This window comes from Terracoccus sp. 273MFTsu3.1, from assembly GCF_000383675.1.
Taxonomy (GTDB): domain Bacteria; phylum Actinomycetota; class Actinomycetes; order Actinomycetales; family Dermatophilaceae; genus Terrabacter.
On record NZ_KB911826.1, the window covers coordinates 217,195 to 230,668 of the forward strand.

Sequence of the window (13,474 nt, forward strand, 5' to 3'; positions counted from 1 at the left end):
CTGAGCCACGTCAGGCAGCGATCAGGTCGCTCGCGAGAGCGATGACGAGCGGCGCCACCGTGGTCAGGCAGAACGCCGGGAGCAGCACGAGACCGAGCGGCGCGACGAGGCGGACGCCGACCTTGGCCGCCGAGACCTCGAGGCGTTCGAGCTCAGCGGAGTGCAGGTCGTCCGAGGCGGCGAGCAGCATCGCTCCGGGCGGCACGCCTGCCTGGTGGGCGATGGCCACCGCGCGTATGGCCGGCGACCACGTCTGCCCGACGGAGGCCCAGGCATCAGCCTCGGTCGCTCCCCACCTCAGGGCCGCCGCGACCTGCCGCAGGTCCGTGGACGCGCGCCCGGTCAGCCCCGTGGCCACGGCCTCGAGCACGTCCCACGTGGGCAAACCCGACCGATAGGCCAGGGCCAGCAGGGCGAGGGCAGAGGACACCTCGGCGTCGGTGACCCGCCTCCCTATCGAGTCGATCGAGGGGGTCGGGCCGGTCGAGGGTGGCGGGGCTGCCGGGCCCGAACCGACCGGGGCTCTCAATGTCTCGTGGCCAGGGGTGGCCGGGTCACCACGACCGCCGAGGAGGACGAGCACGGCCCCGGCAGCGAGGCCGGCGGCCAGGAGTCCGAGAACGGGCCCGTTGCGGACCACGTCGGTCAGGACGACGGCGTCGGCGATCGCCTCGGCGACGGCAGTCGCGACGGCAGGAGCAGCGACGAGTGCGGTCATGCTCGCACCGCGCGTCGCACCATCCGGGAGCACCAGACCCGACCGGCCCAGACGAGAAGCAGCCCGGCCACGACAGAGGCCGTCGCGATCGGCGAGCCGAGGTAGAGCGTCGCCGGGTCGATGCCACAGGCCAGCCCGAAGAGCGGGCCCGTCAGCGGCAGGAGGGTGAGGACGGTGACCGTGGCCCGGGGTCCTGCCACGGCGACCGCGACCTTGCCTCGGCGGGCGCGAGCGTCGAGGAGTCCACCCACCGCCCGGTCGACCGCGGAGGCGAGCGGGGCGCCGGTGGTCTCGGACAGGCGCCAGGCAGCCGCGACGAGCGCCAGCTCGGGAGATGCGCTGCGGGCGGCCCATTCGGCCCAGACCGGCGAGGTCGGCTCGGCGCGGTCGCTCGCATCGAGGAGGCTGCCGACGAGCCGGTCGATCTCGGCGGTCGGCCGGTCATCGCCGTTCGCGGTGCCGCCGGACGACCACGGCGGGCGAGGAACCGAGCGGGAGGCTGTGCGTCGGCGGCTGCGCGCGCGGGACCGTTGTGCCGTTCGGGAACGGGCCCGTCGGGCGTGGTCCCGTCGGGCGAGCTGGATCCGCTCTGCACCGAGCGTCGAGGTGGCCGCGAGCTCGATGGCGCGGCTCGGCGTCAGGCCGGCCCCGAGAGCGGGACCGATGCCGCGCAGCAGGTCGAGGACATCGTCGATCAGCGCTCCCGGTCGTCGGCGCAGGCGCCAGCGTCGGTAGAGGTCGACCGGGTCCTGCTGCCACAGGCTTGCTCCACCCTCGACCGGTGCGAACCCTTCGGCTGCCGAGCCGAGACCGGCACGCCGCCCCGGCCCACCACTGGGCCCGCCGGCCAGGCCGCCGTTGGGTGCGGCTCCCTCACCTCCGGGAGACTCACCTCCCCAGAGGTCCACGGTGGTCGCGTGGACCGACCGCCCGCTCGGCCACACGAGCACGGCCAGAGCGAGCAGGACCGCGGCGAGCGCCCCGACCGCACCGGCGTTCACGACGCCTCCGCGATCGAGGCCCCAGCCGCCGCGGTCGGCGGCCCCCAGGCGGTCGGTGGGGCAATAGCGGTCGGTGAGGCAGAAGCGGTCGGTGGAGCCGAGGCGCTCGGAGGAGCCGAGGCGCTCGGAGGAGCCGAGGCGCTCGGAGGAGCCGAGGCGCTCGGTGGAGCCGAGGCGCTCGTTGAGGCGGTGGCGGTTGGAGGGTCTGGGGTCAGAGCCCCTGCCGGGTCGTCCATCGAGGTCGGGCGAACGAGATCGGACTCCAACCCGAGCCGACCCGCGAGCGCCGGCCACGCCGGACCGTATCGGGGCTCGTGACCGGGGCCGTCCCACTCGAGCGCGGGCACGATGCAGGGGTTGCCGTCGCGGCGGAAGAGCGCCGCCACCGAGGCGACGCGCCGGCCTCCGCGGTCGCGCGTCACGTGCACGACGACGTCGATGGCGGCCGCCAGCTGGGCCCGGACGGCATCGGGCCCCAGGCCTGCCAAGGCACCGAGCGCCTCGAACCGGGCCACGACGTCGGCCGGGGCGTTGGCGTGGACCGTGCCGCAGCCGCCCTCATGGCCGGTGTTGAGCGCGGCCAGCAGCTCCCGCACCTCGGCCCCACGGACCTCGCCGACGACGATCCGGTCGGGGCGCATGCGCAGCGCCTGCCGCACGAGCGTCGTCAACGTGACCTCGCCGGCGCCCTCGACGTTGGCCGGTCGTGCCTCCAGCCGGACGAGGTGCGGGTGGTCGACCGTGAGCTCGCGCACGTCCTCGACGACGAGCAGCCGCTCGACCGGGTCGCTGCAGCCGAGCAGCGCCGAGAGGAGGGTGGTCTTGCCGGCCCCCGTGCCACCCGAGACGACGAACGCGACCCGCCGAGCGACCATGGCGCGCAGCACGGGCTCCCACTCCGGAGGCAGCATCGCGCGACTGCAGAGCTCGGTCAGGGAGACCGGCTCCCCGGGCGGCACCCGGATCGTGATGTGCGGGCCACCGTCGACGAGCGGGGGCAGCATCGCGTGGAGGCGAGCGCCGGACGGGAGCTGGCCGTCGACCCAGGGACTGGCCTCGTCGAGCCGGCGTCCCGCGATGCCGGCGAGGCGGACGGCGAGGCCTCGTGCGTCGTCGGCATCGAGCCGCTCGCCCACCCACTCCATGCCGTGACCACGGTCGACCCAGATGCGTCCGTCACCGTTGACGGCGATGTCGGTGACGCCCGGCTCGGCGAGCCACGGGTCGAGCGATCCGGCGCCGAGCACCCGAGAGGCCAGCGCCGACCGGGTCTCGGCGACGCGGTGTGCTCCGAGCGCCCCACGCTCCTGGCTCGCCACCTCGGCCACCGCCGCTCCGTCGGGACCGATGCCGTCGCGGACGCGCTGCCACACCGCCGGTGTCAGCGAGCCGCCGGGCCGCGGCTGGACGCTCATGCGGCGACCGCCTGTTCGGTGAGCCGCAGCAGCAGCTCGTCGGCGGCACGCACGACCTCGCCGCGACCCCGCGCCCCCGGCGGGAGCCCTTCGGCCACGTCGGCGACGAGGCGCCGGTCGTCGCCGACCGTGGCCACGAGCGGCACGTCGAGCCCGTCCATGACGAGGTCCTCGAGGTCAGGCTCGACGCGGCCTCCGCGCAGGACCACCCACGGCTCGATGGGCAGCAGCGGCTCGGTCTCCCACGCCCGCCCGGCGTCACGCAGACGGCGGAGCAGGCCGCGCACGCCGGACACGACAGCGGAGGTGGCCGCGAGCTGCGGCACCTGGGTGCCGGACACGACGACCACCGCGTCGACGAGGAGCCCGACGCGGGCCAGCACGGAGGGGTCCCGGGACAGGTCGAGGACCGTCAGGTCGTGCGCGTCGGCGAGGCCGGCCACGACGTCGGGCAGGCTCTGGACCCAGCCGTCGCCCGCGTCCTCGAGCGGACCGACCCAGCCCGAACCGCCGCTCCCCGAGAGCACGGGCACACCGCACGAGACCGGGAGCTCGTCGGCCAGCCCGAGCCCGTCCACGACGCCCGCGACGTCGGCCAGCTCCGGCCAGCGCCACCCCGGCTCCTGGTCGAGGCCGAAGACGACGTCGAGAGCCCCTGAGACGCGGTCGAGGTCGACGGCCACGACCGAGCGCCCGGCTGCGGCGGCGCGCACGGCGACGGCGGCCGCGAGGGTCGAGGACCCGACCCCACCAGAGGCCGGCACGAAGGCGATGACGTTTCCCATGCGCCCACCGTCACGCACAGGACGGAGGCGGCCCAGCGGCATAGGCCAGCCGGTGGATACCCGGGCCCACGCCCGAGGGGATGTGGACAAGCCGACCCAGCCGCACGCAAACGAACGCACCCGGCCGGAAATAGTGGTGGCCTTCGTCCGGGGGAAGACGAAGGCCACCTCACGAGACTGGCACCGGGGGGGAGGGGCCAGATCGCGTCGGTGCTCGACCCATGAGGGGAGCACCACCAACAATGCTGGACGCTAGTCCTTCGGATTGCAAACCGAGAAGTCACGACACGCGGTGATTTCTCGGGATTTGTCACGACACGACAGAAACTTTCAATTGCGTGAGCGACGACAGATCTTCCCACACAAGGCGGAGGCCCCCCGACCAATGGTCGGAGGGCCTCCAGAGAAGCTCCGGGCTACCAGGCGTGCATTCTCGATAGTGTCGCCCCGGTTGTGCGCCCGGGGGTGGACTGTTCCAAGGGAACTGCTCTCGCGTGGGTACTCGGCCTCTTCTCGAGACATCTGTTCTGCGTGGATCCGGATCTACGCCTCTCGGCGATGTGGTTCCTGAGTCCGTTCTACTCCACGACGTCGGCGTGGCGACACCCCCCTCGGCGCCGCCGAGGCAAGAAACTGTCCACCCCGGTGGACATCCCGCACGAATCGCCGCTCTCGGGCGGTCAGCCAGGGCTCAGGCGGCTCAGCTGAGTCGTCCCGCCCGCACCGCGTCGCTGATCCGCTCCCCCTCAGCGGCGCCGCGGACCATCGCCTCCCCCGCCTGGGCGAGCCAGAGGCCGACGCCTGCGGCGCCACCCTGGGCGTATGCCGTGAGCGCGCCGAGGTAGGCCGGCCCCCCGTTCGCCACGTGGCCGGCTTCGGGGACGGCGACTCCGGTCGGGTCGAGCCCGAGCGCCTGGACGAGCGCGCGCTCCATGGCCCGGGCCACGAGCCCGTTGCCGTGGACGAACGGGCGGATCGCGGCGATCTCTGCGTGCACGAGCGCGGCGACCACGGACGCCGGGACGCGGTTGCTGCCGGCCGCGGCGACGATGACGTCGGAGAGGGACGCGAGGCGGGCGGCGACGACGGTCGGTGCCGGGGCCGGGCCGAGGTCGACGAGCTCGGTGCATCCCTCGTCACCGATGCGCGGACGGCCGAGAGCGTCACCGCTGACGACGGGCGACGCGGCGGCGACGTGGAGCCGGGCCAGCGCCTGGAGCGGCGCGGTGCGCACGAGCCCGACGACGCGTTCGCTCTCTGCGGTGGCCGAGACGGCGCCCTTGAGGGTGCGAAGACCGGGGTCGAGGTCGTCGGGCCAGTCGCGCGCGCCGCTCATCAGCTCGCGCACGACGTCGACGGGGAACTCGGCACCGTCGAGGGCCGCGCTCGCCTGGGCACCTCGCACCCGGGACTCGGCCGACGCCTCGGGGATGCGCCGGCGCAGGGCCTCGTGGAAGCGGAGCGCCGTGCACGCCTCCCGGGCCGCGTCGGCGCGGTCGCGCACGTCGGGCAGGTCGGTCAGTGCGGCGAGCTGGTCGAGCAGCACGGTCTGCGGCGTCGGCGGGCGGACCGCGGCGTTCGACGCGGTCGAGCTCGGGGTCGTGCTCGGGGTCGTGCTCGGGGTCGTGCTCGGGGTCGTGCTCGGGGTCGTGCTCGGAGTCCTGCTCGGAGTCGGGCGGCTCGGGATGGGGTCTGGCACGCATGTCAGCCTAGGTCTGTCAGTGGGCCGTTCCCGCCTGTCACGATGAGACGGTGGCCACTTCCACGGTCGTCGACTGGCTGCTCGCAGGTGACGTGGCCGTCGCGTACCTCACGACGCGTGACCTGCTCGGGCGCGAGGACCCCGAGCTCCAGGCGCGCATCGCCACAGAGGGGGTGGGCGCCGCGCTGCTGGCCGCGCGGGGACCAGACGGTCACTGGGGCCGCGGCTTCTACCAGCCGAAGTGGACGTCCAGCCACTACACGCTGCTCCAGCTCAGCCAGATCGGTCTCTCCCCGCTCGACGGGGCGGCCCGAGAGACGGTGCGACTCATCCTCGATGGCTGCAAGGCCGACGACGGCGGCGTCAGTCCGTCCCCACCCGCCAAGCCGAGCGACGCCTGCATCAACGGGATGGCACTGGGCTACGCGAGCTGGTTCGGCGCCACCCCGGAGCAGCTGGGCAGCGTCGTCGACCTCCTGCTTCGCGAGGTCGTGGCCGACGGCGGCTTCAACTGCCGCCACAACCGTCCCGGAGCCCGGGTGACGCACTCGTCGGTGCACACGACCGTCTGCGTCATCGAGGGCATCACCGCCTACCTCCGGTCGCGTGCCTGCTATCGCGCCGACGAGCTGGACCGGGCCCGGTCCTCGGCCGCCGAGTTCCTCCTGCGCCACCGGCTCCTGCGGAGCGAGCGCACCGGCGAGGTCATCCGTGCCGAGTTCACCGGACTGCACCATCCCGCCCGGTGGCACTACGACATCCTGCGTGGTCTGGATTCCCTTGCAGCCGCACGTATCCCGCGCGACGAGCGCATGGACGAGGCGCTGTCCATCCTCCGTGCTCGCCGCCGCGCCGACGGCCGTTGGACACCCAACCGCGCCTACCCGGGCCAGACCCACGTGCCCAACGAGCGGGTGGGCGTGCCGAGCCCGTGGGTCACCCTGATCGCCGAGCGCGTGCTCCTCGCGTATCCTCGGTGACATGAGTCCGACCGACGCACCGACCCGCGCGTGGTGGCTGCCAAGCTGAGGCGGCCTGTCGAACCAACCCGAGATCCGGAGCCGCCCACGGGCGGCTCCTCGCATGTCCAGGACGTGTGGCGAGGTCTCTCCCGTGGGCACCCACGACACCAGGAGAGACCATGACCAGCAGCATGACCAGCAGCATCACCAGCGGCCCTGCCCACCCCGAAGCACCGCTCGCCTCCGGCGACACCGACGACAGCGCGACGTATGCCGTGGCGCTCGAGCGCAGCGCCGTCCTCGACGCGCTCATCGACCAGCACGCCGCCGGAGCCGACGGCGACAGCACCGAGGGCGCCGGCCGCCTCCGGATGCTGACGGGTGACCGTCCCACCGGCCCGCTCCACATCGGCCACTACCTCGCCAGCCTGCGCAACCGGGTCAGGCTGCAGGACAAGGGAGTCGAGACCTTCGTCGTCATCGCCGACTACCAGGTCATCACCGACCGCGACTCGATCGGCGAGATGGGCGCGAACGTCCAGAGCCTCGTCCTCGACTACCTCGCCGCCGGCCTCGACCCGGACCGGACGACGATCTTCACGCACAGCGCGGTGCCGGCCCTCAACCAGCTCATGCTGCCGTTCCTGTCCCTCGTCACGGATGCGGAGCTGCGCCGCAACCCCACGGTCAAGGACGAGCTCGCCCTGTCCGACGGGCGGCCGCTGTCCGGTCTGCTGCTCACCTACCCGGTGCACCAGGCGGCCGACATCCTCTTCTGCCACAGCAGGATCGTGCCGGTCGGCCGCGACCAGCTGCCGCACCTCGAGCAGACCCGCGCCATCGCGCGCCGCTTCAACCAGAGGTATGCCGCCGGGCAAAGCGTGTTCGCCGAGCCCGAGGCCCTGCTCAGCGAGGTGCCGCTGCTCCTCGGCACGGACGGCACGAAGATGAGCAAGAGCAAGGGCAACGTCATCAACCTGCGCGACACCGCCGACGAGACGGCCGCCCGGGTCCGGGCCGCACGGACGGACTCCGAGCGCCGGATCACCTTCGACCCCAAGGGTCGTCCCGCCGTGGCCAATCTGCTGACGATCGCTGGACTGTTTCTCGACGAGGCACCGGAGTCGGTGGCCGAGCGGGTCGGCGACGGCGGTGCCCAGGCACTGAAGCGCGTCGTCACCGATGCCGTCAACGAGTCCCTCGCCGGACACCGGGCACGCCGGGCCGACCTCGCCCGAGACCCTGCCTACCTCACGTCGGTCCTCCACGAGGGGAACGCCCGGGCCAACGCCGTGGCGGAGCGGACCCTGGCCACCGTGCGGGCGGTGATGGGGATGAGCTACTGAGACCCACAGACAATCCCGTCGCGTCCCCGACCCCACGCTCCTAGCCTGAGCCATGGACGCAGACCCGCAGGGAAGCGATGGACCCGCTGCGACACCGCAGGCACAGCTCGCCGCGATCGCCGACGCCGGCGCACTCCTGGACGGCGCCGGCATCGACCACTGGCTCTTCGGCGGCTGGGGTGTCGACTTCTGGGTGGGCCGCGTCACCCGTCCGCACGACGACGTCGACCTGGCTGTCCCGCGCGACGACCGACCCCGGCTGCACGCGGCCCTCACCGGAGACGGTTGGCAGCACACGCCTTTCGAGGACGAGGTCGTGGGCACGCGCTACGTGCGTGACCGCGTGCTGCTCGAGCTGACCTTCGTCGTCCTCGAGGGCGGACGGGTGCTCATCCCCTTCGAGCCGGAGGCTGCCGTGTGGTCCGAGCAGCCGTTCGGCACGACACGGCGAGCCCTCGACGGGGTCACGGCCCGGGTCCCCGCGCTAGAGATCATGCGCCGCGACAAGAGCCGGCCTCGCGTGGACGACGAGCAGGACGCGGCCAAGGACCGTGCGGACTACGAGGCGCTCTCGCGGATCGCCGACGGAGATGCCTGAGCCCGTCCCGTCACGATGCGACCGCGTCGACGGGGCGTGAAGCGGGCGCCCGTGCGGGATCGCTGGATCCGCGCCTCCGCCGCGAGGTCCGCCTGACGCATCCCCTCCTCGTCGAGGCGCAGGCCCTCCGCGCGACCGGGCGCGCTGCCCCCGCGGGAGGCGGGGAGCCACCAGCGGTCGGCGTCGTCGCGCGGGCGGTCGGGATAGGCGTCCATGGCCTCGGTGAGCACGGCCTGCAGGTGGTCCCGCAGCTGCTCGGACACGGCATACGGCTCGGCGTCAGGCGCGGGCGTCAGCGGCTCACCGACGACGATCGTGACGGCTGTGCCGCGTCGGAGGCTGAACCGGCCACCCACCGTGAGGATGCGCTGGCTGCCCCAGACGGCGACCGGGACGAGCGGCACCTGGCACCACGTCGCGACGGCGGCCGCACCGGGACGGAGCGGCCGCAGCTCCCACGAGTGCGAGATCGTCGCCTCGGGGAAGACCCCGACCACCTCGCCGGAGCGCGCCTTGGCGACCGCGTGGCGCAGCGCGACCTCACCGTGCGCGCGGTCAACGGCCAAGTGACCCATCGCCCGCATCGCCGGTCCGACGAGCGGTGGGGTGAAGACGCCCTGCTTGGCGAGGAACCGGACGAACCGTCCCCGCTGTCGTCCGACGAGACCGACGAAGAGGAAGTCGAGGAACCCCACGTGGTTGCCCGCGAGGACCGCGCCGCCCTCCCGCGGCAGGTGCTCCGCTCCCCGGACGTCGATGCGCAGCCCGAGCACTGCGAAGACCCCGAGGGCGGCGCGGATGACGAGGCGATAGGTCCATTCGGTCACACCTCATCTTCGTCACGGCCACCTGCTCCGGATGGCCCGACACACCCCACCCCCGAGTGGCCCCGCAACCCCGCGCACCACCACGCGCTGGCCGCGTACGGGACTCGTCGGACGACGAGGCCACTCGAGGGGATCCGGGGCGCGCTCAGGCGCTGCCGTGCGTCTCCTCGCGGATCGTGTCGGCGACGATCTGCTCGTCGCTCGGGGTCGAGCGGCGCAGCGTCGTCGTCGGCAGCGGGTGGTCGGCGGTCTGGCGCAGGCCGCGCACGCCGTCGTCGATGACGAACTCCGCACGCGTGAACGCCTCCGCCCCGGGTGTCGTCACGACGGGCACGCACCGGAAGCGCGCCGTCAGCTCGGACGGGGTGATCGTCGTGGAGACGTAGCCGCGCAGGTTGGTCCAGAAGCGCAGGTTGGGGTTCCACGCCGCCCACGGGTGCTGGCCGGTCGGGCTGTCGTAGCCGTTGCCGCCCGACGTGATGGAGCTCGTGATGAGCTCCGAGCCGACGACCTCGCCTGGCTGGTCCCAGTCGAGGTAGAGGTCCGAGGCCCAGTGGGCGTGGACGTCACCGGTCAGCACGACGGGGTTGCGCACTCCGGCATCGACCCAGCCCTGGGTGACCCGCCGACGCGACGCGCGGTAGCCGTCCCACGCGTCCATCGACACCGTCGTCCGGGCCGTGGCGTCGTTGTCACGCTGCCCGAAGAAGACCTGCTGGCCGAGCAGGTCCCAGCGCGCCTCCGACTGCCGGAAGCCGTCGAGCAGCCACTGCTCCTGCTCCATCCCGGGCAGCGAGCGCGTCGGGTCGTCCGCCGCGGGGCAGTCCTTGTAGCCGTCGCCGCAGGCCTGGTCGGAGCGGTACTGGCGCGTGTCGAGCATGTGGAGGTTCGCGAGCCGGCCCCACCGGACGCGGCGGTAGAGGTCGAGGTTCGGGCCGTCCGGCACCGACGAGCGGCGCAGCGGCATGTTCTCGTAGTACGCGCGGTAGGCCGCCGCACGGCGCTGGAGGAACGTCGGCGTCTCGGCGACCTTCTCGGGGACGTCACCGGCGTAGTTGTTGTCGACCTCGTGGTCGTCCCAGACGGCGAGCCATGGCGCGGCGGCGTGAGCGGCCTGGAGGTCGGGGTCGCTCTTGTACTGCGCGTAGCGCTGCCGGTAGCCGGCGAGCGTCGTCGTCTCCGGTCCGGCGTGGTTGCGGCCGACGCCGTTGCCACCACCCTCGTACTGGTAGTCCCCGAGGTGGAGGATGACGTCCGGCCGCTCCTCCGCGAGACGCCCGTACGCCGTGAAGTAGCCCGCGGGGAAGTTCGAGCACGAGACGAACGCCATGGCGAGCGCCGACGGGGTCTCCCACGGGTTCGGCGCAGTGACCGCTCGACCGGCCTCGGAGAGGTGCTTGCCCAGGCGGAAGCGGTAGAAGTACTCGCGGCCCGGTCGGAGGCCGTGGACCTCGACGTGCACGGAGTGAGCCCAACCGGGCTGTGCCGCAACCGATCCCGCCTTGACGACGTCGGCGAACCGCTCGTCCGACGCGACCTGCCAGTTGAGCTGGTAGGTCGCGGACGGCATACCGCCCAGTCCGTCGGCGGCGAGCGGGTCGAGGGCGAGGCGCGTCCAGAGGACGAAGCCGTCGGGCTCGGGGTCGCCGCTGGCGACCCCGAGGGTGAAGGGGTTGGTGGCCGGGACGACGGCCGCCGCGCTCGGGCGGCTGTCGAGGACGACGCCGGCCCCGGCGAGGGCGACGGTCCCGGTGGCGAGGCCACCACGGAGAAGGGTTCGGCGAGAGGGCAGCTGGTGAGTCGTGTCCATATCGTCCACATTTGTGACTCTGCGGCCCGCGCAGCCCACCACGCGGAGAACCTCTGGTGAAGCGTTGGGGCGAGATGGCGTATGCCGTCCGCCCGCCATGGGTGCCCACGGGCCCGACCGCTCGTCCTCGGACTCGGACCGCTCGGCGGGCTACTGGTCGGTAGCGATGAGACCCGGCTCACTCCACCCTTGAAGCGCGAACTAGCCTGCGTTTGAGTTGTGCATCAACCACGTCGACCCCGCCGACACGCGCGCGGGCGGCGCGACCGCACCATCGTCGATGCGAAAGGGTGACACCGTGAGCGAAGAGCCGCTCGAGAACCTCGTCCATGAGGGACTGACCTTCCCACCGCCGCCCGAGTTCGCCGCGGAGGCGAACGGCACGGCCGACCTCTACGACCAGGCGGCCGCCGACCACGAGGGCTTCTGGGCCGATCAGGCCCGCCAGTACCTGACGTGGAGCACCCCGTTCACGCAGTCGCTCGACTGGAGCAACCCGCCCTTCGCGAAGTGGTTCGCCGACGGCGAGCTCAACGCGTGCGTCAACGCCGTCGACCGCCACGTCGAAGCCGGCCGCGGCGACAAGGTCGCGATCCACTTCGTCGGTGAGCCCGAGGGCGACACCCGCGACATCACGTACGCCGACCTCCACGCCGAGGTGCAGCGCGCGGCCAACGCCCTCGCCGACCTCGGCGTCGGCAAGGGTGACACCGTCGCGATCTACCTGCCGATGATCCCCGAGGCCGCGGTCGCGATGCTCGCCTGCGCCCGCCTCGGCGCCCCGCACTCCGTCGTCTTCGGCGGTTTCTCGGCCGAGGCCCTGCACTCGCGCATCGACGATGCCAAGGCGAAGGTCGTCATCACGGCGGACGGCGGCTACCGCCGCGGCGCCCCGTCAGCCCTCAAGCCCGCGGTCGACGCGGCCCTCGACCACGACGACACGTCGGTCGAGCACGTGCTCGTCGTCAAGCGAACCGGCCAGGACACCGCGTGGAACGACCGCGACGTCTGGTGGCACGAGGCCCTCGAGAAGGCCGCCCCGACCCATGAGGCGCAGCCCTTCGAGGCCGAGCACCCGCTCTTCATCCTCTACACGTCGGGCACGACCGGGAAGCCGAAGGGCATCTTCCACACGACCGGCGGCTACCTGACGCAGGCCGCGTACACGAACGCCGTCGTCCACGACGTCCACCGCGACACCGACGTCTACTGGTGCACCGCCGACATCGGCTGGGTCACAGGTCACTCCTACATCGTCTACGGGCCGCTCACCAACGGCGTCACGCAGGTGATGTACGAAGGCACCCCCGACACCCCGCACCAGGGCCGCTGGTGGGAGATCGTGCAGGACTACAAGGTCACGATCCTCTACACGGCCCCGACGGCCGTGCGCACCTTCATGAAGTGGGGCGCCGACATCCCGGCGAAGTTCGACATGAGCTCGCTGCGCCTGCTCGGGTCGGTCGGCGAGCCGATCAACCCCGAGGCGTGGCTCTGGTACCACAAGCACATCGGCGGGGGACGTGCCCCGATCGTCGACACGTGGTGGCAGACCGAGACGGGCGCCATCATGATCAGCCCGCTGCCTGGTGTCACGAAGCTCGAGCCCGGCTCGGCGCAGAAGCCGATCCCCGGCATCAGCGCCGAGATCCTCGACGACGAGGGCAAGCCGTTCACGACGCCCGAGCAGGTCGGCTACCTCGTGCTGACGAAGCCGTGGCCGTCGATGCTGCGCGGCATCTGGGGCGACCCGGAGCGCTACAAGGAGACGTACTGGTCGCGGTTCGGCGAGAAGTACTACTTCGCCGGCGACGGCGCGAAGTACGACGCCGACGGCAACATCTGGCTGCTCGGCCGGGTCGACGACGTCATGAACGTCTCGGGCCACCGCCTCTCGACGGCCGAGATCGAGTCGGCCCTCGTGTCGCACCCGAAGGTCGCCGAGGCCGCGGTGGTCGGCGCCAACGACGAGACGACCGGCCAGGCCGTCTGCGCCTTCGTCATCCTGCGCCAGGAGTTCGTCGAGGAGGCCGACGAGGTCGGCGAGGGGAAGGACCTCGTCCAGGAGCTGCGCAACCACGTGGCCAAGGAGATCGGCCCGATCGCGAAGCCGCGCTCGATCATGATCGTCAGCGAGCTGCCCAAGACCCGCTCCGGCAAGATCATGCGACGCCTCCTGCGTGACGTGGCCGAGGGCCGCGAGGTCGGCGACGTGACGACCCTCGCCGACAGCTCGGTCATGGACCTCATCAAGACGGGCATGACGAAGGACTGACGCCTCACCGCCAGAGCACGTATGCCGCCCGCCTC

Annotated in this window: 11 protein-coding genes; 4 read left to right on the top strand and 7 right to left on the bottom strand. The window is 72.5% G+C overall.

The features are described 5' to 3' along the window. Positions 1-10 precede the first annotated feature (10 nt). From H283_RS26890 to H283_RS0119490, 5 genes are all read right to left on the bottom strand, one after another. A complete protein-coding gene (locus H283_RS26890) occupies positions 11-718 on the bottom strand; it encodes a type II secretion system F family protein (protein ID WP_156023317.1) in 708 nt (235 codons plus the stop codon). Then, complete coding sequence (locus tag H283_RS27880; protein ID WP_020145205.1) at positions 715-1,719, bottom strand: type II secretion system F family protein; 1,005 nt, start codon at positions 1,717-1,719, stop codon at positions 715-717. The genes H283_RS26890 and H283_RS27880 overlap by 4 nt, the downstream gene beginning before the upstream one ends. Beyond that, positions 1,716-3,134 carry a TadA family conjugal transfer-associated ATPase gene (locus H283_RS0119480; protein WP_020145206.1) on the bottom strand — a complete coding sequence of 473 codons (1,419 nt, stop codon included), beginning with the start codon at positions 3,132-3,134 and terminating at the stop codon, positions 1,716-1,718. The genes H283_RS27880 and H283_RS0119480 overlap by 4 nt, the downstream gene beginning before the upstream one ends. After that, positions 3,131-3,919 carry a hypothetical protein gene (locus H283_RS26900; RefSeq protein ID WP_020145207.1) on the bottom strand — a complete coding sequence of 263 codons (789 nt, stop codon included), beginning with the start codon at positions 3,917-3,919 and terminating at the stop codon, positions 3,131-3,133. Before H283_RS26900 ends, H283_RS0119480 begins: the two co-directional genes overlap by 4 nt. Before the next feature lie 700 nt (positions 3,920-4,619). After that, complete coding sequence (locus H283_RS0119490) at positions 4,620-5,618, bottom strand: Fic family protein (protein ID WP_020145208.1); 999 nt, start codon at positions 5,616-5,618, stop codon at positions 4,620-4,622. A 53-nt stretch (positions 5,619-5,671) separates the two neighbouring features. Here H283_RS0119490 and H283_RS0119495 point away from each other — a divergent pair, with 53 nt between their 5' ends. The 3 genes from H283_RS0119495 to H283_RS25805 all read left to right on the top strand — a co-directional run bounded on the left by H283_RS0119495 (position 5,672) and on the right by H283_RS25805 (position 8,527). Continuing rightward, positions 5,672-6,601, top strand: a complete 930-nt coding sequence (locus H283_RS0119495) for a hypothetical protein (protein ID WP_020145209.1) — start codon at positions 5,672-5,674, stop codon at positions 6,599-6,601. Between the two features lie 161 nt (positions 6,602-6,762). Continuing rightward, positions 6,763-7,929: a tryptophan--tRNA ligase gene (trpS, locus tag H283_RS0119500; protein ID WP_020145210.1), complete on the top strand. Its 1,167-nt coding sequence runs from the start codon at positions 6,763-6,765 to the stop codon at positions 7,927-7,929. Between the two features lie 52 nt (positions 7,930-7,981). Further along, on the top strand, positions 7,982-8,527 hold the full coding sequence (locus H283_RS25805; RefSeq protein ID WP_020145211.1) for a nucleotidyltransferase domain-containing protein: 546 nt from the start codon (positions 7,982-7,984) through the stop codon (positions 8,525-8,527). On the opposite strand, the gene H283_RS25810 is transcribed toward H283_RS25805, so the two are convergent. Both H283_RS25810 and H283_RS0119515 read right to left on the bottom strand, forming a co-directional pair. After that, on the bottom strand, positions 8,488-9,354 hold the full coding sequence (locus H283_RS25810; RefSeq protein WP_020145212.1) for a 1-acyl-sn-glycerol-3-phosphate acyltransferase: 867 nt from the start codon (positions 9,352-9,354) through the stop codon (positions 8,488-8,490). The two genes, H283_RS25805 and H283_RS25810, sit on opposite strands and share 40 nt — an antisense overlap. 145 nt (positions 9,355-9,499) lie before the next feature. After that, positions 9,500-11,164, bottom strand: a complete 1,665-nt coding sequence (locus H283_RS0119515; protein ID WP_020145213.1) for an alkaline phosphatase — start codon at positions 11,162-11,164, stop codon at positions 9,500-9,502. A gap of 280 nt (positions 11,165-11,444) precedes the next feature. On the opposite strand from H283_RS0119515, the gene acs reads away from it, so the two are divergent. Continuing rightward, on the top strand, positions 11,445-13,439 hold the full coding sequence (acs, locus tag H283_RS0119520) for an acetate--CoA ligase (protein WP_051103698.1): 1,995 nt from the start codon (positions 11,445-11,447) through the stop codon (positions 13,437-13,439). Positions 13,440-13,474: the final 35 nt, after the last annotated feature.

What these genes read in the sequence shown, in the direction of transcription:
- H283_RS26890 (WP_156023317.1), bottom strand. Translation starts at nt 718, where the DNA reads ATGACCGCACTCGTCGCTGCTCCTGCCGTCGCGACTGCCGTCGCCGAG.
- H283_RS26900 (WP_020145207.1), bottom strand. Translation starts at nt 3,919, where the DNA reads ATGGGAAACGTCATCGCCTTCGTGCCGGCCTCTGGTGGGGTCGGGTCC.
- H283_RS0119515 (WP_020145213.1), bottom strand. Translation starts at nt 11,164, where the DNA reads ATGGACACGACTCACCAGCTGCCCTCTCGCCGAACCCTTCTCCGTGGT.
- H283_RS25805 (WP_020145211.1), top strand. Translation starts at nt 7,982, where the DNA reads ATGGACGCAGACCCGCAGGGAAGCGATGGACCCGCTGCGACACCGCAG.
- H283_RS0119480 (WP_020145206.1), bottom strand. Translation starts at nt 3,134, where the DNA reads ATGAGCGTCCAGCCGCGGCCCGGCGGCTCGCTGACACCGGCGGTGTGG.
- acs (WP_051103698.1), top strand. Translation starts at nt 11,445, where the DNA reads ATGCGAAAGGGTGACACCGTGAGCGAAGAGCCGCTCGAGAACCTCGTC.
- trpS (WP_020145210.1), top strand. Translation starts at nt 6,763, where the DNA reads ATGACCAGCAGCATGACCAGCAGCATCACCAGCGGCCCTGCCCACCCC.